This window comes from Klebsiella planticola ATCC 33531 (assembly GCF_000735435.1).
Lineage (GTDB): Bacteria > Pseudomonadota > Gammaproteobacteria > Enterobacterales > Enterobacteriaceae > Klebsiella > Klebsiella planticola.
The window spans coordinates 56,804-78,858 of record NZ_JMPP01000052.1; the positions used below are offsets into that span (position 1 = coordinate 56,804).

A 22,055-nucleotide genomic window follows, 5' to 3' on the forward strand; every position below is an offset into this window, starting at 1 on the left:
GATTGCGGGCGCTGGAAAGTGGCGATAGTCTACCGGGTTCGTCATGAATTACTACTCCCAGATGTTACAACCAATTATTCACTCATTGCCTCGCGCCAGAGTTTTTCGACCACCCGTTGGGCCAACAGCGCCTGTTCACCCGCAGTTTCCGGAACCGTCTGATTTTGCACGCATTCGATGAAGTGGCGCGCGCAGCCGACAAACCCGCGTTGCTCCAGCGTGGTTTGCCAGCCCGGAACCGGGCGCATAATCACCCCCTGACCGCGCTCTTCCTGCCATTCGCGCATATCGCAGACGGCGTACAGTCCGCCGTCAGTTACGGCCTGCACCCACTCCCGCTGACTACCGGCACGCCGGTGCATACTGGTGGTGACCTCCAGTTGAGGCGTGCTGAAGTGGTGTTCGGCATAGAGCATTTCGCCCTGGGACGTGGTTTGCAGCGAGCCGCCGCTCAGGCGCGCGGTACCGCCCGCCAGCCACAGCGCAGTATCCACCACATGCAGATAATCATCCAGCAACGTAAAACGCAGATCGTGGCCGACGCTGTCGCTGCGATGTTTATCCATGCGCAGCGATGCGGCGCTGCCCATCTGCGTTTTGAGTTCACGATACAGCGGCGCAAAGCGACGGTTAAAACCGACCATCAGCGTGAGCTTGCGGCGCGCCGCCAGTTCGACCAGCGACTCTGCCTCATTCAGCTTGTCGGCCAGCGGTTTATCCACGCACACATGCACCCCGGCATTCAACAGGCGGCTGACCACCTCAAAATGCGAGGCCGTTGAAGTATGCACAAAGACCGCATCGCACTGCGCCGCCAGCTGCTCCAGCGAGTCGGCATAGGGAATGCGCCAGCCCTCACAGATACGCAGCGCTTTCTCTTTACCCGGCGACCAGGCCGCCTGCAGCGTCCAACCGTCTGCGGCACCCAGCACCGGCAGCCAGGCCTTCTGCGCAATGCCCCCTAACCCCACCACGCCAATGCGTAATTTCGCGGTCACGATTAATCTCCCAGGTGAGCCAGCAGCGAGGCCAGCCGTTCTTTCAGTTCCGCGACTTCGCCTTCCAGCGCCTCAACCCGCGCGAGAAGATCATCGGCCGGCGGCGAGACGGCCTCAACGGCGGTAATAAGCGAGTCCATATCATCGCAGAACAGGTGCATATAGCGGGATTCTCGCTTCCCGGGCTCGCGCGGCAGACGCGCGACGAAAGGCCCGTCATCCCGGGTTGCCAGCGTTTCCAGCACGCTCTCCACTTCCGCCATATCGCTAAAATCATGCATTCGCTGCGCCCGGCTGCGCAACTCGCCCGGGGTCTGCGCGCCGCGCAGCAGCAGCGTTGTCACAACCGCCACTTCCGCCGAAGACAGCTTCAAATCGCCAAATTCGGAATTACAAAAGCGCTGTTCGTATTTGGTTACCCGATTGCCGAAACCGCTGACGGTACGCAGGTAATGGCGTTTGACCAGGGTATCCAGCAGATCCTGAATATCACTTTCGCTGAGCGACATCACCGGCTCACGGTTAGTTTTCTGATTGCAGGCGGTCACCACCGCATTGACCGACAGCGGATACTGCTCAGGCGTGGTAACCTGTTTTTCCAGCAAACACCCGATGACGCGCGCTTCGTGTGCGGTTAACTGATATTTCATGCTCTCTCCTCAGCGACCCGGAGTCCAGTCCGGTGTCGTCAACGCCGTCAGTACATGGTCACGCCACTGCCCGTCAATCAGCAGATAATTTTTGGCGTACCCCTCTTTTTCAAAGCCAAGACGAGCGAGTAAATCGCCGCTTCGTTGATTATGCGGCATGTAGTTGGCCATGATGCGATGGATATGCTGCGTGCGCTGCATATAGCGAATTGCCGCGGTCAGGGCCTCAAACATCAGCCCCTGGCCTTGCCACTTCTCGCCAATGGAATAGCCAAGGTAGCAGGCATGAAACGACCCGCGGACCACATTGGAAAAATTTGCCACGCCGATAATCTCTTTCTCTTCCGGATCGAGCAGCGCAAAATAGAATGCCGAGCCCTGCTTATGAAACTCGGAAATCATCGATAACCGCGCCTGCCAGCCAGAGGGGTAGCAGTGGCTGTCGTCGCGCACTGGCTCCCAGGGTTTTAAGAACCCTTTATTCTCCGCGTAATAATCGGCCAGACGCCAGGCGTCACGATCGTATACCAGCCGCACCACCAGCCTGTCCGTCGTCAAACGCACCTTCGGTACGTTACTGCGATAGCCAAACATTCCCTTCTCCTGTTCCCCTGACTGATTACCTGCTCCCTTCACTATACCTGTCCTGAACGGTTGTGTGAAAACAGCAACATACCATTTTCTGCACCATCTCCCTTTTTCGATGAATAGACTCAATCGATCTTGCATTTTGATAAAAAAATATTGTCGCAAGGATGCTGGGAAAGTCAGCATCTTCCCCGCACACTATCCGGGTAACTCTTTATTTTCCCTGGAGGGGAAATGTCCCGCGTATCGCAGGCAAGGAGCCTGGGTAAATATTTCCTGTTGGTCGACAACATGCTGGTGGTTTTGGGCTTTTTTGTCGTCTTCCCGCTGATTTCTATTCGCTTTGTTGACCAGATGGGCTGGGCGGCGCTGATGGTCGGGATTGCGCTCGGCCTGCGCCAGTTGGTGCAGCAAGGATTAGGCATTTTTGGCGGCGCGGTCGCCGATCGCTTTGGCGCCAAGCCGATGATCGTCACCGGCATGCTCATGCGCGCGGGCGGTTTCGCGGCGATGGCCGTGGCCCATGAACCGTGGGTGCTGTGGCTCTCCTGCATTCTCTCCGGGCTCGGCGGCACCCTGTTCGATCCGCCGCGCGCCGCGCTGGTGGTCAAGCTGGTGCGCCCGCATCAGCGCGGGCGGTTCTTTTCGATTCTGATGATGCAGGACAGCGCCGGGGCGGTGATCGGCGCCCTGCTCGGCAGCTGGTTGCTGCAATATGACTTCCGTCTTGTTTGTAGCGTGGGCGCGGCGTTGTTTGTCGCCTGCGCCGCGTTCAACGCCTGGTATCTCCCGGCGTGGAAGCTTTCCACCGTGAAAACGCCGGTTCGGGAAGGTCTGGGTCGGGTGCTGCGCGATAAGCGCTTTGTCACCTACGTTCTGACGCTCACCGGCTACTACATGCTGGCTGTCCAGGTGATGCTCATGCTGCCCATAATGGTTAACGACATCGCCGGTTCACCAACCGCGGTAAAATGGATGTATGCCATTGAAGCCGCTATATCGTTAACCCTGCTCTACCCCATTGCCCGCTGGAGCGAACAGCGCTTTCGCCTGGAGCATCGGCTGATGGCCGGGTTACTGGTGATGACCATCGCCATGCTGCCCATCGGCTTGACCAGCAATTTACAGCAGCTGTTTACCCTGATTTGTATCTTCTATATTGGATCGATCGTTGCGGAACCGGCGCGGGAAACGCTGGGAGCCTCTTTAGCCGATGCCCGGGCGCGCGGCAGCTATATGGGCTTCAGCCGGCTGGGGCTGGCCTTTGGCGGCGCGTTTGGCTATGCCGGCGGCGGATGGTTGTTTGATGCGGGTAAAGCGCTGAATCAGCCCGAACTACCGTGGCTGATGCTGGGTATTATCGGCCTGTTTACCTTCCTTGCCCTGTGGTGGCAGTTCAGCCAGAAGCGGTCGACATCCGGCATGCTGGAGCCACGTACCTGACCTGAGGTTTAACGTAAGGCCTGTTTTCAGCATTTTCCGCTAGTGCGTCGAATGCTGGCAGGCCATACTGCTTTATGTCAGGATAAGTCCTGGCATGACCGTTAAGGAATCTAATGAAAAAGATGTTTATCGTGGCCGCGCTCATTGTCAGCGGCCTTCTGAGCGGCTGTAACCAGCTTACGCAGTATTCAGTTAGCGAGCAGGAAATTAACCAGGCGCTGCAGAAACGTAACCATTTCGCCAAAGATATCGGCCTGCCGGGCGTGGCGGATGCACATATTGAGTTACACGATCTGACCAGCGCGATTGGCCGTGAAGAGCCGAATAAAGTGACGCTGAGCGGCATTGCCAACCTGGATCTGAACTCGTTATTCGGCAACCAGAAAGCCACCATCGATCTGAAGCTCAAGGCGCTGCCGGTCTTTAATAAAGAGAAAGGCGCGATCTTCCTGCAGGAGATGGAGGTCGTAGAGGCGAAAGTGTCACCTGAGAAGCTGCAATCCGTCGTGCAGACCCTGATTCCCTACCTGAATCAGTCTCTGCGTAGCTATTTTAACCAGCAGCCGGCCTACGTCCTGCGCGAAGACGCCAGCACCGGCGAAGCGCTGGCGAAAAAATACGCGAAAGGCATCGAGGTGAAACCGGGCGAAATTATCATCCCGTTCACCAATTAATACGACGGGCGCTGCGGCGCCCGTTTTTTTACGGAAATTGATGCAAAGGAAAACGTTTACGCTTATCCTTAGTGCCCGGCAAAAACAGCCCTGATGACTGACCCTATTAGCCGGAGCTTTCCATGACAGCACAATCCCAGGTATTGAAAATCCGCCGCCCTGACGACTGGCATATCCATCTGCGCGATGACGATATGCTGAAGACCGTCGTGCCTTACACCAGTGAGTTTTATGGCCGGGCGATCGTGATGCCGAATCTGGTGCCGCCTGTCACCACCGTTGAAGCGGCGATAGCTTATCGCCAGCGTATCCTCGACGCCGTTCCCGCCGGGCACGATTTTACGCCGTTGATGACCTGCTACCTGACCGATACGCTCGACCCGGCAGAGCTGGAGCGTGGATTCCACGCTGGCGTATTCACGGCGGCAAAACTCTACCCGGCCAATGCCACCACCAACTCCAGCCACGGCGTCACCAGCATCGATGCCATCATGCCGGTGCTGGAGCGCATGGAAAAACTGGGCATGCCGCTGCTGGTTCACGGTGAAGTCACCCACGCCGAGATTGACATCTTCGATCGCGAAGCGCGCTTTATCGAAACGGTAATGGAGCCGTTGCGCCAGCGTTTACCTGGCCTGAAAGTGGTATTCGAACATATCACCACGAAGGATGCCGCCGAATACGTACGCGACGGTAACGAACTGCTGGCCGCGACCATTACTCCTCAGCACCTGATGTTTAACCGTAATCACATGCTGGTTGGCGGCGTGCGCCCCCATCTTTACTGTCTGCCGATTCTGAAGCGTAATATCCACCAGCAGGCGCTGCGTGAGCTGGTTGCCAGCGGCTTTAGCCGCGCGTTTCTGGGAACCGACTCCGCTCCGCACGCCCGCCATCGTAAAGAGGCCAGCTGCGGATGCGCCGGTTGCTTTAACGCGCCGACCGCGCTGAGCAGCTATGCCACGGTATTTGAAGAGATGAATGCCCTGCAGCACCTCGAAGCGTTTTGTTCACTCAACGGCCCGCGCTTCTACGGCCTGCCGGTGAATGACACCTTTGTTGAGCTGGTGCGCGAAGAGAGCACCGTCGTTGACAGCATCGCCCTACCGGACGATACCCTGGTGCCTTTCCTTGCCGGTGAAACCCTGCGCTGGACGATGAAGAAATAAAAGCACTGCCCCTTGTTGTAAAGGTAAATCAGATACTGTATAAATAAACAGTATATTACACAGGGGGCAATTATGCGCATCGAAGTGTCTATCGCCAAATCCACAGCCTTACCGAACGGCGCCTTAGAAGCGCTAAATAACGAACTCTCCCGACGCATTGAACAGCAGTTCCCGGCTTATCCAAGCCAGGTAACCGTACGCTTTGCCGCCAGTAACAATTTGTCCGTCATTGGCGGCCTGAAAGAAGATAAAGACCGGATAAGCGAAATCCTGCAAGAAACCTGGGAAAGCGCTGATGACTGGTTTGACCATGACGTATCCTGACGCCTCTCTGGCGGCATACCGCAGCAGAGTGGCGCTGACTCTGAACAAACAGAGCAGGCCAGTCTGAAGCAAAAGCCGCCGGAACATCGCGTCGGGTACAGCAAATTTAATTTGCTCCCTCATTGTGCTTTTTTTTGCCGGGTCGCCCCGGCTTTTTTATCCCCGTGTCAGTCTCAGACTTTTCTTCTTTCTCCTCATTATTTCCTTTAAAAATAACGATGCGCGGCACTAAGTTTGTGCAAAAAAGCACCAAACAGATGAAAGTTCGCCCTGTTTAATTTAATTTCTCGAGTTTATTCTTAACACCTGATATAATTAACTTGCTTCAAAAAATATGCATTAAACCTCGAGAATTGTTGTCTTTTAACATATGAATAAGGGGTTATGATGGAAAAGAATAATGAAGTCATCCAGACCCATCCCCTCGTCGGATGGGACATCAGCACCGTTGATAGCTACGATGCAATGATGTTGCGCCTGCACTACCAAAACCCCACTCAAGAAAGCAGTAACGAAGCTGAAATTGGCCAGACGCTATGGCTAACGACGGAAGTCGCACGTCAATTTATTTCTATCCTGGAAGCAGGTATTGCGAAGATAGAATCAGGTGAATACCAGGCAAACGAGTACCGCAGGCATTAATGATTATGCCGCGATCGATATATGCTAACTCAACAGGCACCTGCGGGTGCCTGATTTATTTTCGGGCTTGTATATATGCAGGTTGTTAATTACCCTGCTAATAAAGCAAAAAACCGGAACAGACCATGCAATACGACCTCATCATTATCGGCAGCGGCTCCACTGGTGCCGCTGCCGGCTATTATGCCCGCCGGGCTGGACTCAACGTGCTGATGACCGACGCGCACACGCCTCCGCATCAGGAAGGCAGCCATCACGGCAATACGCGCCTTATCCGTCACGCCTACGGTGAAGGAGAGAGATATGTCCCGCTGGTGCTGCGTGCGCAGACGCTGTGGGATGAGCTTGCTACCCTCAGCGGCGAGGCCGTCTTCGAACGCACCGGGGTGATTAACCTCGGCCCGGCAAACTCGACGTTTCTCAGCAACGTTGCGCACAGCGCCCGACAGTTTCAGCTGGATGTTGAAGAGATGGATGCCCCAGCTATCATGGCCCGCTGGCCTGAGATTCGCGTACCGGAAGATTATCGTGGCCTATTCGAACCGGCATCAGGGGTTTTACGCAGCGAGCTGGCCATCGAAACCTGGATACGCCTCGCGCGCGAGGCGGGCTGCGCTCAGCTGTTTAATTGCCCGGTTACCGCCATACACCATCACCCGGATGGCGTGACAATCGACACCGCCGATGGCAGCTACAGCGGCAAGAAACTGCTGGTCAGCGCCGGTACGTGGGTAACGCGTCTGTTGCCCGACCTGCCAGTCCAGCCGGTGCGCAAAATCTTCGCCTGGTTCCAGGCTGATGGACGTTACAGCACTAAAAACCACTTCCCGGCATTTACCGGTGAGCTGCCGAACGGCGATCAGTTCTATGGTTTCCCGGCGGAAGACAATGAACTGAAGATCGGTAAGCACAACGGCGGGCAGCTGATCTCCGCGCCGGAAGAACGCACGCCGTTTGGCGCGGTGGCCACCGACGGCTCCGAGTCGTTCAGCTTCCTGCGTAACGTTCTGCCCGGTATCGGCGGCTGCCTGCATGGCGCCTCCTGTACCTACGATAATACGGCGGATGAAGACTTTATTATCGACACCCTTCCCGGCCATCCTGATACGTTGCTGATTAGCGGATTAAGCGGCCATGGTTTCAAATTCGCCCCGGTGCTGGGAGAAATTGCCACGCAGTTTGCCCTGGGAGAGACGCCAGCCTTCGACCTGACCCCGTTCTCGCTGGCACGCTTTCAGCGATAGTTGGCCGCTGCGCGCGGTCCTGATTTGCGCAATAAAAAACGGCCTCAGAGGAGGCCGTTCATCACAGAGAGAGTTTATGCGTCGCCTGTACGATTTACTGGTCAACAACGTCCGCGAGCACTTTATGATTTATCTCGCACTGTGGCTGCTGCTGGCGATCGTTGATCTTATCTGGTTATGGTTTTTCTGAGGTCTCAGGGTCCGGGATCCCCAGCTTCGTGTTCAGGCGGCCGCGAGATTTGTTGAAGATCTTATTGCCGTTTTCTCGTCCGGCGCGCAGCTGACGCTGCTCCTCTTCCGGCAGCTTATGCTCTTCCATGCACGCCTCGCTACAGCAGCCGGCAAACTTCTCGGCGCAGCTCGGGCACTGGATAAACAGCAGATGGCAGCCGTCATTCAGGCAGTTAGTATGGCTATCACACGGGGTGCCGCACTGATGGCAGTGGGCAATCACGTCGTCGGAAATCCGCTCCCCCATCCGCTCGTCAAAGACAAAGTTCTTACCGATAAAGCGTACCGGCAGCCCCTGTTCGCGCGCACGACGGGCATATTCAATAATCCCGCCCTCAATGTGCCAGACCTTACTAAAGCCGTTGTGCTTCATCCAGGCGCTGGCTTTTTCACAACGAATACCGCCGGTGCAGTACATAACGATTTTTTTATCTTTATGTTCCTGCATCATCTCGACCGCTTTCGGCAGCTGATCGCGGAACGTGTCCGCCGGGATTTCCAGCGCCTGCTCAAAATGACCCACTTCATATTCGTAGTGGTTACGCATATCGATAAACACCGCATCGGGATCGTCCAGCATCGCATTCACTTCAGCCGCTTTCAGATAATCACCAACGTCTGAGGCATCAAACGTCGGATCATCGATCCCATCCGCTACGATACGATCGCGGACTTTCAGGCGTAGCACCCAGAAGGATTTTCCGTCATCGTCCAGCGCAATGTTCATCCGCAGGCCATCCAGCGCCGGGTCGAAGGCGTAGAGAAACTCGCGTAGCGCGTCGACCTGACTTTCTGGCACGCTGATTTGTGCATTGATCCCTTCGTGGGCCAGATAGATACGACCAAACACGTTTAATTTGGTCAGGGCAATCCACAATGCATCGCGCGTGGCTTTTGGATCCACGATGGTGAAATATTTATAAAACGAGATCGTTGTACGCGGTTCGCTCTCAGCTAACATCTGCGCTTTTAACGTCTCATTTGAAATGCGGTTATGTAACACTGGCATGGTGTACCTGCTCGACATAGGAAATGAGGTAAATAAACGGCCGGCATCATATAGCAAACGACGTTAATTTACATCCCCACATTTTGCGCTACATTCATTTCACTCCCGTTGGTTCACGTTTAACAATAAATGCCAACTGGGACCGCCGTTTTGGCTGAAGCATGAAAAAATGCGATAATAGAATGAGTTGCTTATTTAAACAGGTATGAGATGACCCATTTACCTAAATTTTCCGCGGCGCTGCTGCATCCGCGTTACTGGCTGCTTTGGCTAGGTATTGGCCTGCTGTGGCTGGTTGTTCAGCTTCCCTATCCGCTGATTTACCGCCTTGGCAATGCGATTGGCCGCCTGGCAATGCGCTTTATGAAACGCCGCGCCAAAATCGCTTACCGTAACCTGGAACTTTGCTTCCCGGACAAAAGCGAAGAAGAGCGCCATCAGATGGTGGTGCAAAACTTCGAATCGGTGGGAATGGGTTTAATGGAGACCGGGATGGCCTGGTTCTGGCCGACCCGGCGTATTGCGCGCTGGACCGACTCCATCGGCGTCGAGCATATCCGGGAAGTTCAGGCGCAACAGCGCGGCATTCTGCTGATCGGCATCCACTTCCTGACGCTGGAAATGGGGGCGCGGATGTTTGGCATCAACGAACCCGGCATCGGCGTCTACCGTCCGAATGACAACCCGGTCATTGACTGGCTGCAAACCTGGGGCCGGCTGCGTTCGAATAAAGATATGATCGACCGTAAAGATCTGAAAGGGATGATTCGCGCGCTGAAAAAAGGCGAAGTGATCTGGTATGCGCCGGACCACGACTACGGCCCGGCCGCCAGCGTATTCGTGCCGCTCTTTGCCGTCGACCAGGCGGCAACGACGTCGGGGACCTGGATGCTGGCAAAGATGTCGAAAGCCTGCATTGTTCCGTTCGTTCCGCGACGTAAACCCGACGGTAAAGGTTATGAGCTGATTATTCTGCCGCCGGAGTGCGATCCGCCGCTTGATGATGCGGAAACGACCGCTGCCTGGATGAACCGCATCGTCGAGAAATGCATCCTGATGGCGCCGGAGCAATATATGTGGCTGCACCGCCGCTTTAAGACCCGCCCGCCCGGCGTACCTTCGCGCTATTAAGTGTGCTTCCTCCGGCAGCCCGATGCTGGCCGGAGGCACCTTTCCGCTTTAGCTTTAAGCGCTCTCCACCATTGCGATGATCGTTACTCAGGCGCATAATTAGCAGGCTCACCTTTTCTTTTTTTGTCCTGCATCGCAGGCCCATGGAAGCCTATGTCGTCTGCAGATAGTCCGATTAACTGGAAACGAAATCTCACCGTCACCTGGCTCGGCTGTTTTTTGACCGGCGCCGCCTTTAGCCTGGTCATGCCCTTTCTCCCGCTTTACGTCGAGCAGCTTGGCGTGACGGGCCACAGCGCCCTGAATATGTGGTCAGGACTGGTATTCAGCATTACCTTCTTGTTCTCCGCCGTTGCCTCTCCTTTCTGGGGCGGTCTGGCCGATCGCAAAGGGCGCAAAATTATGCTGCTGCGCTCCGCGCTGGGGATGGCTATCGTCATGATGTTGATGGGGCTGGCGCAAAACATCTGGCAGTTTCTGATACTACGGGCCTTGCTGGGGCTGTTGGGGGGGTTTATTCCCAATGCGAATGCCCTGATCGCCACCCAGATTCCTCGCCAGAAGAGCGGCTGGGCGCTGGGCACGCTCTCCACCGGAGCCGTGAGCGGCGCGCTCCTTGGCCCGCTGGCGGGCGGCTTTCTTGCCGACCACTGGGGACTGCGCACCGTCTTCTTTCTCACCGCCAGCGTCCTGCTCGTCTGTTTTATCCTGACGCTGTTTTTCATCCGCGAGCAGTTCGTCCCGGTCGCGAAGAAAGAGATGCTTAATGCCCGGGATGTCTTTTCGTCCCTGAAAAGCCCAAAGCTGGTCTTGAGTCTGTTTGTCACCACGATGATTATTCAGGTCGCCACCGGCTCAATCGCCCCGATTCTGACCCTCTACGTACGAGACCTGGCCGGAGACGTCGGGAATATCGCCTTTATCAGCGGAATGATTGCTTCAGTCCCGGGCGTGGCGGCGCTGATCAGCGCCCCGCGCCTCGGTAAGCTCGGGGATCGTATCGGGCCGGAAAAAATCCTTATCGTCGCGCTGATGGTCTCCGTTCTGCTGCTGATTCCGATGTCGTTCGTCCAGACCCCGCTGCAGCTGGCTATTTTACGTTTTCTGCTGGGTGCCGCCGACGGCGCGCTGCTGCCGGCCGTCCAGACGCTGCTGGTGTACAACTCAACCAGCCAGGTGGCCGGGCGCATTTTTAGCTATAACCAGTCATTTCGCGATATCGGCAACGTCACCGGCCCATTGATCGGCGCATCGGTGTCTGCCAGCTATGGTTTCCGGGCGGTCTTTTTTGTCACCGCGGCAGTCGTTCTGTTCAACGTTATCTATTCCACCCTTAGCTTGCGACGCCCTTCCGCTGATGAACGCGCGCAGAACGCGGACTCGGGCGGCCGTTCGGTAAATTAAGTTCAACAGCGTCGCCTTCCCCTTGACGCAACGCTCGCCGCCTTCTATAGATTGAATCGTGTCCATTTTTCATTCTTCTTAGGGGGTTATCTATGCCAAAGGATTCGATTTTCTATGCCACGCTCGAAGAAGCTATCGATGCGGCCCGCGAAGAGTTCCTGGTCAATAATCCGGATAGCGACGAGGAGAGTGCCAACGTTGAGCAGTTGAATATCCAAAAGTACGTTCTGCAGGATGGCGATATCGCCTGGCAGGCCGAATTTTTTGCCGACGAAGATGAAGAAGGCGAATGCCTGCCGATGTTAAGCGGCGAAGCGGCACAAAGCGTTTTTGACGGTGATTATGACGAGATAGAGCTGCGTCAGGAGTGGCTGGAAGAGAATACGCTGCATGAGTGGGACGAAGGAGAATTTCAGCTGGAACCCTCTCTGGATACCGAAGAGGGTCAGACTGCCGCCGATGAGTGGGATGAACGCTGATTAGTTATACGGACCGTGGCTGGCATCAAGCGGCAACAGCAACGTATCGAACACCAGCGAAAAAGGCAGATCGAGAATGGTGATGTATCGCCATGACGAATCGCGCACATCCCACTGCACGCCGGGGTAATACTGATTCCCATGCCCCTGCCCCGGCACCGTGCGGCTAATAATACTGCCGCAGCCGCTGAGCAGCAGCGCCATGGCGATAACCAGTAAAATTCTCATCTGCTACCTCAATTCTCAGATAAAAAAATACCGGCAATATTGCCGGTATTTTCCTTCACATACCGCTTATTTCGTTTTCAACGCCAGCGGGTTGAGCGTCACCTGCTGATAGGCGCTCACCCACGAAGAGTATTTCTCCGGCGCGGCCCACACGCGATAGTGCAAACGTGACAGGGTGACCGGGTCGCTCAACAGCACCAGACGACGGTCGCGATTGAGTTTGTCGGGCGTCTCGTTCAGCGCCTGTTCAACGTGACGTTCGCGGGCGATATCCAGAATTTGACCGTGGCGGTGACGTGCCGTCGCCATTGCCGTCGCCAGCGCGTTGAAGGACGGGTTAAACACGGCGTGCATAAACCCATCGTCAAGGGAACGCTGACGGTTCAGGGTCAGATACGCGTCGGTATCCTTCAGCACCTGCGGCGGGGAATACTCTTCCGGGATCAGGAACAGCTTCCAGCGTTTGGTACGCAGGCCCACGGTAGCCCGACTGGAAATCACCGACACGAACGGCGACAGGATCAGCGAGAAGACAATCGGCGCCAGCCAGAACAGGAAACGCAGATCCAGCCACGCCATCCCGACCGCCCACACCAGCCCCAGCAGCAGCTGCGAACCATGGCGCATAAAGGCTTCACCCCATGGGGTGGAGTCATCATCACGCTGCGGAGAGTTCCACACCACTTCCCAACCGAGGAACGCGCTGACCACAAACACGGTGTGGAACAGCATGCGCACCGGCGCCAGCAGTACCGAGAAGAGGACTTCCAGCAGCAAAGAGAGCGTGACGCGAATAAAGCCGCCGTACTCTTTTGAACCTTTGCACCACACCAGAATAATACTCAGCAATTTCGGCAGGAACAGCAGCACCATTGTCGAGGCGAACAGCGCAATCGCCAGCTCCGGACGCCACTGCGGCCATACCGGGAACAGCTGCCGCGGCTGCAGGAAATACTGTGGCTCAGTCAGCGCATGTACAACCTGTAGCGCGGTCGACAGGGCGAGGAACATGAACCACAGCGGCGCCGACAGGTAGGACATGACGCCGGTCAGGAACACCGCACGGTGCACCGGGTGCATGCCTTTGACCAGGAACAGACGGAAGTTCATCAGGTTACCGTGGCACCAGCGGCGGTCACGCTTCAGTTCGTCCAGCAGGTTCGGCGGCAGTTCTTCATAAGAGCCCGGCAGATCGTAGGCAATCCACACCCCCCAGCCGGCACGACGCATCAGCGCCGCTTCCACGAAGTCGTGCGACAGAATCGACCCGGCAAATGAACCTTCTCCCGGCAGCGGCGCCAGCGCGCAGTGCTCGATAAACGGCTTCACGCGAATAATGGCGTTGTGGCCCCAGTAGTGGGATTCGCCAAGCTGCCAGAAGTGCAGGCCGGCGGTGAACAGCGGACCGTAAACGCGGGTCGCAAACTGCTGGCAACGGGCATACAGGGTATCCATACCAGAGGCGCGCGGCGAGGACTGGATGATCCCGGCATTCGGGTTCGCTTCCATCAGACGCACCAGCCCGGTCAGACATTCACCGGTCATCACCGAGTCAGCATCCAGCACCACCATATAGCTATACTGGCTGCCCCAGCGACGGCAGAAGTCATCGATGTTACCACTCTTACGCTTCACGCGACGACGACGACGACGATAGAAAATCTGCCCCTCGCCCTGCACTTCCGCAATCAGCTCCATCCACGCTTTCTGCTCGGCAACGCAGATATCCGGGTTGTAGCTGTCACTCAGGATATACACGTCGAAGTGCTGCTGTTGCCCTGTCGCCTTCACCGACTCCCAGGTGGCACGCAGGCCAGCGAATACGCGATCGACGTCTTCGTTGCAGATCGGCATGATCAGCGCCGTACGGTGTTGCGGGTTAAGCGGTTCATCGCCGACGGTTGAGGCGGAAATACTGTATTTATCGCGCCCCATCAGCAGCTGCAGGAAGCCCATCAGCGCGGTCCAGAAACCGGCCGAAACCCAACAGAAAAGGACCGCGAAAAGGATCAGGATCCCGGTTTGCAGCATGTAAGGCAGCAGCTGCATGAAGGAAATCCACAGATTCTGCCCGACCATGTCAGCCGGGTTGATGAGCGCCCATCCCTGATACGGCAGGATGGTTTTCATGTACCAGGTTGCGACAACGGTCTGCGCCAGCGTCAGCAGCAGCAGGATGTAACGACGGATGGTCCCGACGGTACGCCACTTCTGCTCGCTCTCCTGCTCTTCTTTGGTCAGGCGAGAAAGATAGCGCGGGGTGACATCACGTCCGCGTAACCGATCCCAGAAACGCCCAACCGGGTTGGTGCGCCACGGGTCCGGGAACATTGAGGAGCGTTTTGCTTTCGGCATTGCGTTGAGCTGAGTACGCCCTTCATCATCTTTTATCAGCTGGTTACCGGCCAGGGAGTCTGGCCAGCTATGTTCCAGTCGGGATTTCACGGAACCCAGTGGGGAATCGTCTTCACGAACAAAAGCATGATGATCGGCGTCCAGCGCTTCATGTACCGCCTGCAGGCTGGTATCAGGCAGCGCGGCTTTTTCAGCCTCAGACAGCGGCAACGCGTCAATGTACTTGGTTATCTTATTCATTGGCAGGCAGCTGATAGCTCCAGGTTTCACTCAGCGTCTGGTCAGCATTGACCAGCGCAGCGCGCATTTCCGTGGTTTTCTTCGGATCTTTCACCTTCACACGCAGAACCATACGCCAGCCCTTGGTGACTGGGTTATAACGCACGGTATTCTCAACAATTTCCGCGTTATCACCGATGCTCGCCTGCGCCGTTACCGGCGTATCTGACGGCATTTTTTTCATTTCAGCGCCGGTGAAGTCAACGATAAAGGCAATGGTGCCATCCGGCTGACGAATCAGGTTCGACTGCTTCACATCACCGGTAGAACGGCGGGTCTGCATCACATAGGCGTTATCCGGCGCGTGCAGTTTGTCTTCATCGCGGCTGAAGGTAATCGAGTATTTGAAGTTCATCTCCTTACCCGGTTCCGGCAGCTGATCCGGCGTCCAGTAAGTCACGATGTTGTCGTTGGTTTCGTCATTGGTCGGGATTTCAACCAGTTCGATTTTCCCTTTACCCCAGTCGCCTTTCGGAGTGATCCAGGCGCTCGGGCGCAGATCGTAACGGTCGTCGAGGTCCTCAAAGCGCGAGAACTGACGGCCGCGCTGCAGCAGGCCAAAGCCCTGCGGATTTTCCATCGCATAGCTGCTGACGGCCAGATGCTTCGGATTGTTCAGCGGACGCCAGATCCACTCGCCGTTACCGGCAAGAATCGACAGGCCGTTAGAATCATGCAGCGCCGGACGATAGTTGGTCGCCGGAGAGGGTTGATTCGGCCCGAACAGGAACATGCTGGTCAGCGGCGCAACGCCTAGCTTGCCGACTTTGTCACGCAGGTACACTTTAGACTGCACATCAACGACGGTATCGCGGCCCGGCATAATCACAAAACGATAGGCGCCGGTCGCACGTGGGGAGTCAAGCAGTGCATAAATAGTCAAACGCTTGTCCGTGGCTTTTGGATGCTCAATCCAGAACTCACGAAAACGAGGGAATTCTTCGCCGGAAGGCAGCGCGGTATCGATAGCCAGGCCGCGCGCGGAAAGCCCGTACACCTGGCCCTGGCCCAGAACACGGAAGTAGCTGGCGCCGAGCATGCTGACGATTTCGTCGTTCTTATCTTTGCTGTTGATCGGGTACAGTACTTTGAAACCGGCGAAGCCCAGGTCTTTCACCGTATCTTTATCATGCTGGACGCTGCCAAAATTAAAGTAATCCGGATTATATTTAATCTTACGCACGCTGCTTGCCGTCACTTCGTTAATGGTGACCGGCGTGTCGAAGTACATGCCCTGATGATAAAACTCTAGTTTGAATGGGGTTTTCTGATTGTTCCAGTAAGCCTTATCGTGATTAAACTGGATTTGCTGGTAGTCCGCGTATTTCATGTCGCGGAAAGCGGAGGGCAGGTTGCTCTTCGGCGCTTCATAGCCTTTCCCGGCTAACGCTTTGGCCTGTTTTGCAACGTCATCAATGCTAAACGCCCATGCAGATGAAGTACACAGGGACAACATTACGGCTGCGCTTAACCAGCGCATTTTCATCATCTGTGGTTTAAGTTTCATATAAGTAAGCACTTCCCCCTTTGTGTGCTTAAATCGATCCGATCTATTTTAATGGTAATTCAGGCAATCCGACAACATAATCCCTGCTTTGTTCACCTTAGCGGCGCAGGTAATAGGCAGTTAACTGTCACATTGGTACTTTACGTACTTATCCTGGAGACAGGTATCCAGAGTTGATGTAGGGTTGTTGAGAATTTAAACGTTATCACGTTGAGTGATAAGACGAATTGTCCGAGAATGTAGTGATATTGTATGAATAATACGCCAGTACAACGTGAATATTTCTTCGATAGCATCCGCGCCTGGCTGATGCTACTGGGGATCCCTTTTCATATATCACTGATCTATTCCAGCCACAGCTGGCATGTGAATAGCCTCGAGCCCTCCTGGTGGCTGACGCTGTTTAACGATTTTATCCATGCTTTTCGCATGCAGGTCTTCTTTGTCATTTCTGGCTACTTTTCCTACATGCTTTTTTTACGTTATCCGCTGAAGAAGTGGTGGAAAGTGCGCGTTGAGCGTGTCGGCATTCCTATGTTGACCGCCATCCCTCTGCTGACGCTGCCGCAGTTCATCATGCTGCAGTACGTTAACGGCAAGGCCGAAAACTGGCACACCCTCTCGGGTTACGACAAATTCAATACTCTGGCGTGGGAACTGGTTTCTCACCTGTGGTTTTTACTGGTGCTGGTAGTGCTGACGTCTCTGGGCGTCGTGCTGTTTCGGTGGCTGACCGGCCGCCGCTCAGGCAAGGCGTCAACCTTTGGTGACACCGTCACATTAGGTCAGCTATCGATGATTTTTCTGGCGCTCGGCGTGCTTTACGCGGTGATCCGCCGCTCGCTGTTTGTCCTTTATGCCCCCTTGCTCAGCAACGGCCTGTTTAATTTCATCGTAATGCAGACCCTGTTTTACCTGCCCTTCTTCATTCTTGGCGCCCAGGTATTTATCAATCCGCGCTTAAAAACGATGTTTACCACCCCGTCGCCATGGTGCTTCGTCGGCGCGCTGCTAGGCTTTATCGCCTATCGCCTGAATCAGCAATATGGTTCCGGTGATGGCTGGATGTATGAAACCGAGTCGGTCATTACCATGGTACTGGGTCTGTGGATGGTGAACGTGGTCTTTTCTCTCGGCCACCGTCTGCTGAACTTTCAGTCGGCGCGGGTGACCTATTTTGTTAATGCTTCACTGTTCATTTATCTGGTGCACCACCCGCTTACCCTGCTTTATGGCGCATGGCTGGCGCCAGCGATCAAATCCAATGCGCTGGGGTTTATTGCTGGCTTAGTCTTCGTGGTCGGTATTGCGCTGGTGCTGTATGAAATCCATCTGCGCATCCCCCTGTTACGCTTTCTCTTTTCGGGGAAATTCCAGCCGAAAGCGGCTAAGACTCAAGTGTCCGCAGGCTGATCGCCCGCCCGCTCGCCTGCTGATGTCAGGCGGCGGGTGGTCGGAGTGCGCCCACTTTCACGCACCGCGGCGGGGCTCAAGCAAGCGCCGATAAATATCCGCGGTCTCCTCATCGAAACAGACAAAGCAGACGCGCTCCAGAGGGTTGTAACGCGTCAGAAAGGCGCTGACCGTCTGCACGGCGATTTCCGCCGCCGCCTGCTTAGGATATCCATATACCCCGGTACTGATGGCCGGGAAGGCAATCGAGCGGTAGCTGTTCGCCGACGCCAGCTGCAGGCTGTTTCGATACGCATCAGCAAGCAGTTCAGCCTCCTGATGACCGCCGCCGTGCCAGACGGGCCCGACGGCATGGATCACCGCGCTTGCCGGCAGCTGACCCGCGGTAGTAATCACCGCATGACCAGGAGGGCACTCGCCTTGTTGTTGCCGGACGACCTGACAAGCGGCAAGGAGCTCCGGCCCGGCTGCACGATGGATTGCGCCGTCCACGCCCCCGCCGCCAAGCAGCGAGGGATTGGCGGCATTGACGATAACATCGACGTCAAGCGTAGTGATGTCGCCGAGAATAACCTCAGGTTTAACAGTCATTTCGCCTCCTGTCGGCAAACGTCTTTACATAAAGCATAGTGGGTAATATGGCACGATAGCCCGCCCGACGAAAGTCCGGGAAGCTGCGGCTGGTTATAACCTGTCCGGAGGATAGCAAGGCTATGTTGCGGGTTAATATCTCTTGACGTTGCGGTTTCGTCGCGGGGCTCCCCCATGAGTCGGGCCGACGGGCCACCGGTCTGAACAGCCAGAACAGTACAGGCAGAAAGAAAAACAGGACCTGAGGTCCTGTTTATTATGCGGGCGAAATCAGCTTATGCCTGGTCGGGCGTTTCGTTCACTAATGGGGATTTGTTTTTCCGCGCACGCGCGGCCAACCATAGCCCGCAATTTTTCATCGCGTAACCAAACACCAGCCCTAGTGCCAGCGAAGGTACGACCAGCCGCCAGTTACCGTCGCCGGCAAACGTGGCGCAGGCGCCAATAAAAGTGCCTGGGACAAAGGAGAGCAGCAGCTGACGAGCCTGAATACACATCAGGAACGCCACGCCCCCGGTCATCATATAGCCGAGGATTTCAAGATGCGGCGCCAGCGCGCTGCCGTAAATAATAACCAGCGCCCACACCACACCGCTCATTACCGTACAAGTTGAGATCAGCAACCCTTTTAGCCCGCCCTGCGGGCAAGCGAAATAGGCCGTGCAGCCCAGAAAGCCTGCCCAGCTCAACAGGCCAAGCGCGACCGCCACCCATCCCCAGATTCCGGAGAGAATGCCTGTCGTTATTGCGATTGCGAGGAGTATGTTCATGGCGCGTATCATAGCAGATACGCGCCCGCCAAATGAGATATGAAGCACGTTATATGCAAGATCATACTTTTCATTGCAACAAAAACGTGACCAAAATCACATTTATTCTTCCGCTTCTTCCTGCAGTTCATCCCACATGGCGGAGAGCGCTTCCCGCGTCAGAGGTGCCATCGTCCTCCAGAAAGGGGTACTGGCATGCGCCTCGACTTTGCCGAGGAAAACCCCGCACCACGGCAGAATGTAGTCAGCAAACAGCGTTTCCAGCGTTTCGCTTTCCTCTTCCGTAGGATGATCTTCAAGCCAGGAGGCGGCCAGCAGCAGTGACCCAATGTGGTCGGCCGGACCTTCTCCGGTCGGGATCCCGTGCTCGCTGAAGAAACCGCGAACTTCAGCTTCGCTTGCCCCTTCAACCCACGCGCTACGATAAGGAGGAACGCTGCACTCTTCACCGACAAACAGCGCATTGTAATCGGCGGCCAGCGGTTGCACGTCGCAGCTTTTTTGCAGACGTTCCAGCAGCTCATCCTGCTCCAGCGGCCAGCTCGCCGCCAGCTTCCCTTCACGGATCAGGGTAAACAGCGGCACCAGCAGCGGATCCTGCGGCTGACGGTAGTACAAAGAGCCCAGTACGCGGCAGAGGATTGAAAACTCGTTCATTCAATTTTTCCAGTTATTCATATTAAAGATCGGCAAATTCAGGGATCGCCGGCATCCCGCGAGACTCAAGGAAATTCAACAGCCGACGCGGGGACACGTTAAGGATCCGCTCTTCGGGGAAGTGCACATCATCGAGGATCTTACGACACTCTTTGAACTCGCCGAGCGTAAATGCGGTATGCGAATCCGATCCCAGCGCGACCCAACCTCCGGCATCGCGTACGGCGGCGGCAATCGCCCGGCAGTTATCTTCGCTGCCCACACGTGACGAGACGAAGGATGAGTTGTTGATTTCCAGCGCCACCTGGTATTTTGCCGCTGCGGCGGCTATCGCCGGAATATCGACGGGGTATTTCGGATTACCCGGATGGCTAATAATATGTACCGCGCCGCTCGCCATCGTGGCGATCATCGCTTCAGTATGGGTGGCTTTATCCTGCGGCGGGAAAACCGGCTCATGGAAGCCCGCAATAAACAGGTCCAGTGAGGTCAGCATCGGCCCGGTGCAGTCAATTTCGCCCTGGGTATTTTTTATGTTGGCTTCAATACCGCGTAAAATACCGACGCCGTCAACCATCCGCGGCCAGATGCGCATATTGACGAAATGCCAGTAGTGCGGAGCATCGGCCATATCCGGACCATGGTCGGTAATGGCGAAAAGTTTGATCCCCTTACGCTTTGCTTCAGCAATATAATCGTGCAGGGTACTGTAGGCGTGGGTACTGGCGACGGTATGCATATGCAGGTCAACAGGATACATCACAATCTCCTTCTCTGTTTGTGGCAAGAATAGCAGGAATCAGGACGCATGATTAGCAAAACCCCGCCACAGCGGGGTTTTCTCTTAGTAGCCGCGCTGACGGTCGACCTGCCCGTTCACCGCTTCCCCGCGCTCCAGCCGACCAATGGTGCCGGCAATATAGGCGATCGCTTCCTGCGGACGCGTGACTGCAGCGACATGTGGCGTCATCGCCACCCGAGGATGCGCCCACAGCGGGCTTTCCGCCGGTAATGGCTCGCGGCTGAAGACATCCAGCATCGCGCCTTTAAGCTTACCGCTATTCAGTGCCGCCAGCAGATCCGCTTCGACCACGTGAACGCCGCGTGCCAGATTGAGAACATAGCTGTTATCCGGAAGCTGCGCCAACAGTCTCTGGTTAATAATGCCGACGGTTTCCGCCGTGTTCGGCAGCAGGTTGATCAGCACCCGCGTAGCGCCAAGGAAGTCGCCCAGCTCCTCCTGACCGGCAAAGCTTTGTACCTGAGGCCAGGATTTACGACTACGGCTCCAGCTCCGCAGTGGAAACCCCCATACCTGCAGCGCTTCCGCCACTTTCGAACCGAGCACGCCCGCGCCCATTATCCCGATGGTAAACTCTTCGCGACGATAGTCCTCCAGCGGCTGCCAGCGGGCCTGCTGTTTTAAAGCCTGGTAATCGTCGAAGCGACGGAACCAGTGCAGCACCTGACTCACCGCATACTCTTGCATCTGCTGACCCATTCCGGTGTCTTCGAGGCGAAAGAGTGGAATCGACATCGGCAGCATTTCCGGGTGTTCACGGAGTTTACTCAGAATAGAATCGACGCCAGCGCCGAGAGCAAAAACGGCTTTTAAGTCCCGTCCCTGCAGCATTTCCACCGGCGGATGCCAGACCAGCGCATAGTCCGCATGCTGAGTATCGCCGGATTTCCATTCACGTACGCGCGCCCCCGGCAGCTGCTTTTCCAGCTCGGCAATCCAGTAAGCGGTATCAAATGTCGGGTGATAAAAGATTATGTCCATCATGGCTCCTGATCGCGGGCGCGGGTTGCAGGTTGACCCTGGCGCCGTATTTTACTTATTGTTTTCTATTGGATTGCCAGCATAGCAAATTTCATTTTTCTATCGAATAAAAAGCGGGTGGCGACAAAAAAAACGATTGTCGCGCATTAAAAAAGCAAGTTGCGCGAAGTTTGTCTAAATACGCTGTTTTTTGAAAAAGTTGATTGACGAGAGATACGTATTTCCCTAAATTAGCGCCCGTTCCCGGCAACAACGGGAGCGACAATATGGTGAGGTGTCCGAGTGGCTGAAGGAGCACGCCTGGAAAGTGTGTATACGGCAACGTATCGGGGGTTCGAATCCCCCCCTCACCGCCATATTTAAAGAAGAGCTCGCATGAAAATGCGGGCTTTTTTTTTGCATGTTGCACCACCAGGGGGGATGAGAATCCCCGACCGGGGTTCGACAGCTGGCGCAGCCAGCTGGACAGACTGAGAGCGTAGCGAA

At 55.7% G+C, this 22,055-nt stretch carries 23 protein-coding genes and 1 tRNA gene; 12 read left to right on the forward strand and 12 right to left on the reverse strand.

Going from position 1 to position 22,055, the window contains the following annotated elements:
* Positions 1-74: 74 nt before the first annotated feature.
* From GRPL_RS05715 to rimJ, 3 genes are read right to left on the reverse strand one after another with little or no spacing between them, the layout of a single operon-like run.
* Positions 75-998 (reverse strand): Gfo/Idh/MocA family protein, encoded by a 924-nt coding sequence (locus GRPL_RS05715; RefSeq protein ID WP_032700309.1) that lies wholly within the window; start codon positions 996-998, stop codon positions 75-77.
* 2 nt (positions 999-1,000) lie between these two features.
* The gene (locus GRPL_RS05710; protein ID WP_032688376.1) at positions 1,001-1,648 is read right to left on the reverse strand and encodes a YceH family protein; all 648 of its coding nucleotides are present in this window, start codon (positions 1,646-1,648) and stop codon (positions 1,001-1,003) included.
* Between the two features lie 9 nt (positions 1,649-1,657).
* Entirely contained in the window at positions 1,658-2,242 is a 585-nt protein-coding gene (gene rimJ, locus GRPL_RS05705; protein WP_004860498.1) for a ribosomal protein S5-alanine N-acetyltransferase, read from the reverse strand.
* A 228-nt stretch (positions 2,243-2,470) separates the two neighbouring features.
* Here rimJ and mdtH point away from each other — a divergent pair, with 228 nt between their 5' ends.
* The 7 genes from mdtH to GRPL_RS27125 all read left to right on the forward strand — a co-directional run bounded on the left by mdtH (position 2,471) and on the right by GRPL_RS27125 (position 7,922).
* Entirely contained in the window at positions 2,471-3,679 is a 1,209-nt protein-coding gene (gene mdtH, locus GRPL_RS05700; RefSeq protein WP_032688377.1) for a multidrug efflux MFS transporter MdtH, read from the forward strand.
* A gap of 113 nt (positions 3,680-3,792) precedes the next feature.
* Entirely contained in the window at positions 3,793-4,353 is a 561-nt protein-coding gene (locus GRPL_RS05695; RefSeq protein WP_032688378.1) for a lipoprotein, read from the forward strand.
* Positions 4,354-4,475: 122 nt separating this feature from the next.
* Entirely contained in the window at positions 4,476-5,522 is a 1,047-nt protein-coding gene (gene pyrC, locus GRPL_RS05690) for a dihydroorotase (protein ID WP_032688379.1), read from the forward strand.
* A gap of 72 nt (positions 5,523-5,594) precedes the next feature.
* Positions 5,595-5,846 (forward strand): DNA damage-inducible protein I, encoded by a 252-nt coding sequence (dinI, locus tag GRPL_RS05685; protein WP_032688380.1) that lies wholly within the window; start codon positions 5,595-5,597, stop codon positions 5,844-5,846.
* A 387-nt stretch (positions 5,847-6,233) separates the two neighbouring features.
* Positions 6,234-6,488 carry a biofilm formation regulator BssS gene (bssS, locus tag GRPL_RS05680; RefSeq protein ID WP_004860493.1) on the forward strand — a complete coding sequence of 85 codons (255 nt, stop codon included), beginning with the start codon at positions 6,234-6,236 and terminating at the stop codon, positions 6,486-6,488.
* Positions 6,489-6,613: 125 nt separating this feature from the next.
* Positions 6,614-7,732 carry an N-methyl-L-tryptophan oxidase gene (gene solA / locus GRPL_RS05675; protein WP_032700310.1) on the forward strand — a complete coding sequence of 373 codons (1,119 nt, stop codon included), beginning with the start codon at positions 6,614-6,616 and terminating at the stop codon, positions 7,730-7,732.
* A 76-nt stretch (positions 7,733-7,808) separates the two neighbouring features.
* Positions 7,809-7,922, forward strand: a complete 114-nt coding sequence (locus GRPL_RS27125; protein ID WP_004860490.1) for a YceO family protein — start codon at positions 7,809-7,811, stop codon at positions 7,920-7,922.
* Here the strand turns inward: GRPL_RS27125 and trhO are convergent.
* Positions 7,908-8,972 (reverse strand): oxygen-dependent tRNA uridine(34) hydroxylase TrhO, encoded by a 1,065-nt coding sequence (trhO, locus tag GRPL_RS05670; RefSeq protein WP_004860488.1) that lies wholly within the window; start codon positions 8,970-8,972, stop codon positions 7,908-7,910. The two genes, GRPL_RS27125 and trhO, sit on opposite strands and share 15 nt — an antisense overlap.
* A 210-nt stretch (positions 8,973-9,182) precedes the next feature.
* Between trhO and GRPL_RS05665 the strand changes: the two genes are divergently transcribed.
* The 3 genes from GRPL_RS05665 (at position 9,183) to GRPL_RS05655 (ending at position 11,986) form a co-directional block, all read left to right on the forward strand.
* Positions 9,183-10,103 carry a Kdo(2)-lipid IV(A) acyltransferase gene (locus tag GRPL_RS05665; protein ID WP_032700312.1) on the forward strand — a complete coding sequence of 307 codons (921 nt, stop codon included), beginning with the start codon at positions 9,183-9,185 and terminating at the stop codon, positions 10,101-10,103.
* 153 nt (positions 10,104-10,256) lie between these two features.
* Positions 10,257-11,507 (forward strand): multidrug efflux MFS transporter MdtG, encoded by a 1,251-nt coding sequence (mdtG, locus tag GRPL_RS05660; protein WP_032688383.1) that lies wholly within the window; start codon positions 10,257-10,259, stop codon positions 11,505-11,507.
* A 92-nt stretch (positions 11,508-11,599) separates the two neighbouring features.
* Positions 11,600-11,986: a MysB family protein gene (locus tag GRPL_RS05655; protein ID WP_004860482.1), complete on the forward strand. Its 387-nt coding sequence runs from the start codon at positions 11,600-11,602 to the stop codon at positions 11,984-11,986.
* On the opposite strand, the gene GRPL_RS05650 is transcribed toward GRPL_RS05655, so the two are convergent.
* From GRPL_RS05650 to mdoG, 3 genes are all read right to left on the reverse strand, one after another.
* Positions 11,987-12,214 carry a YceK/YidQ family lipoprotein gene (locus GRPL_RS05650; RefSeq protein ID WP_004860481.1) on the reverse strand — a complete coding sequence of 76 codons (228 nt, stop codon included), beginning with the start codon at positions 12,212-12,214 and terminating at the stop codon, positions 11,987-11,989. It abuts the gene before it with no gap.
* 66 nt (positions 12,215-12,280) lie between these two features.
* On the reverse strand, positions 12,281-14,809 hold the full coding sequence (mdoH, locus tag GRPL_RS05645; RefSeq protein ID WP_032695729.1) for a glucans biosynthesis glucosyltransferase MdoH: 2,529 nt from the start codon (positions 14,807-14,809) through the stop codon (positions 12,281-12,283).
* Positions 14,802-16,355: a glucans biosynthesis protein MdoG gene (gene mdoG / locus GRPL_RS05640; RefSeq protein ID WP_004860475.1), complete on the reverse strand. Its 1,554-nt coding sequence runs from the start codon at positions 16,353-16,355 to the stop codon at positions 14,802-14,804. Before mdoG ends, mdoH begins: the two co-directional genes overlap by 8 nt.
* 252 nt (positions 16,356-16,607) lie before the next feature.
* On the opposite strand from mdoG, the gene mdoC reads away from it, so the two are divergent.
* On the forward strand, positions 16,608-17,768 hold the full coding sequence (gene mdoC / locus GRPL_RS05635) for a glucans biosynthesis protein MdoC (protein ID WP_032688385.1): 1,161 nt from the start codon (positions 16,608-16,610) through the stop codon (positions 17,766-17,768).
* Between the two features lie 57 nt (positions 17,769-17,825).
* On the opposite strand, the gene ymdB is transcribed toward mdoC, so the two are convergent.
* The 5 genes from ymdB to ghrA all read right to left on the reverse strand — a co-directional run bounded on the left by ymdB (position 17,826) and on the right by ghrA (position 21,569).
* A complete protein-coding gene (gene ymdB, locus GRPL_RS05630; protein ID WP_032688386.1) occupies positions 17,826-18,359 on the reverse strand; it encodes an O-acetyl-ADP-ribose deacetylase in 534 nt (177 codons plus the stop codon).
* Positions 18,360-18,634: 275 nt separating this feature from the next.
* A complete protein-coding gene (locus GRPL_RS05625) occupies positions 18,635-19,129 on the reverse strand; it encodes a DUF1097 domain-containing protein (protein ID WP_094898267.1) in 495 nt (164 codons plus the stop codon).
* A 102-nt stretch (positions 19,130-19,231) separates the two neighbouring features.
* Positions 19,232-19,786 carry a TorD/DmsD family molecular chaperone gene (locus GRPL_RS05620; protein ID WP_032700314.1) on the reverse strand — a complete coding sequence of 185 codons (555 nt, stop codon included), beginning with the start codon at positions 19,784-19,786 and terminating at the stop codon, positions 19,232-19,234.
* Positions 19,787-19,808: 22 nt separating this feature from the next.
* A complete protein-coding gene (locus tag GRPL_RS05615) occupies positions 19,809-20,546 on the reverse strand; it encodes a phosphatase (RefSeq protein WP_032688389.1) in 738 nt (245 codons plus the stop codon).
* 84 nt (positions 20,547-20,630) lie between these two features.
* A complete protein-coding gene (ghrA, locus tag GRPL_RS05610) occupies positions 20,631-21,569 on the reverse strand; it encodes a glyoxylate/hydroxypyruvate reductase GhrA (RefSeq protein ID WP_032700315.1) in 939 nt (312 codons plus the stop codon).
* Positions 21,570-21,837: 268 nt separating this feature from the next.
* Here ghrA and GRPL_RS05605 point away from each other — a divergent pair.
* Positions 21,838-21,925, forward strand: a tRNA-Ser gene (locus GRPL_RS05605).
* Positions 21,926-22,055 lie beyond the last annotated feature (130 nt).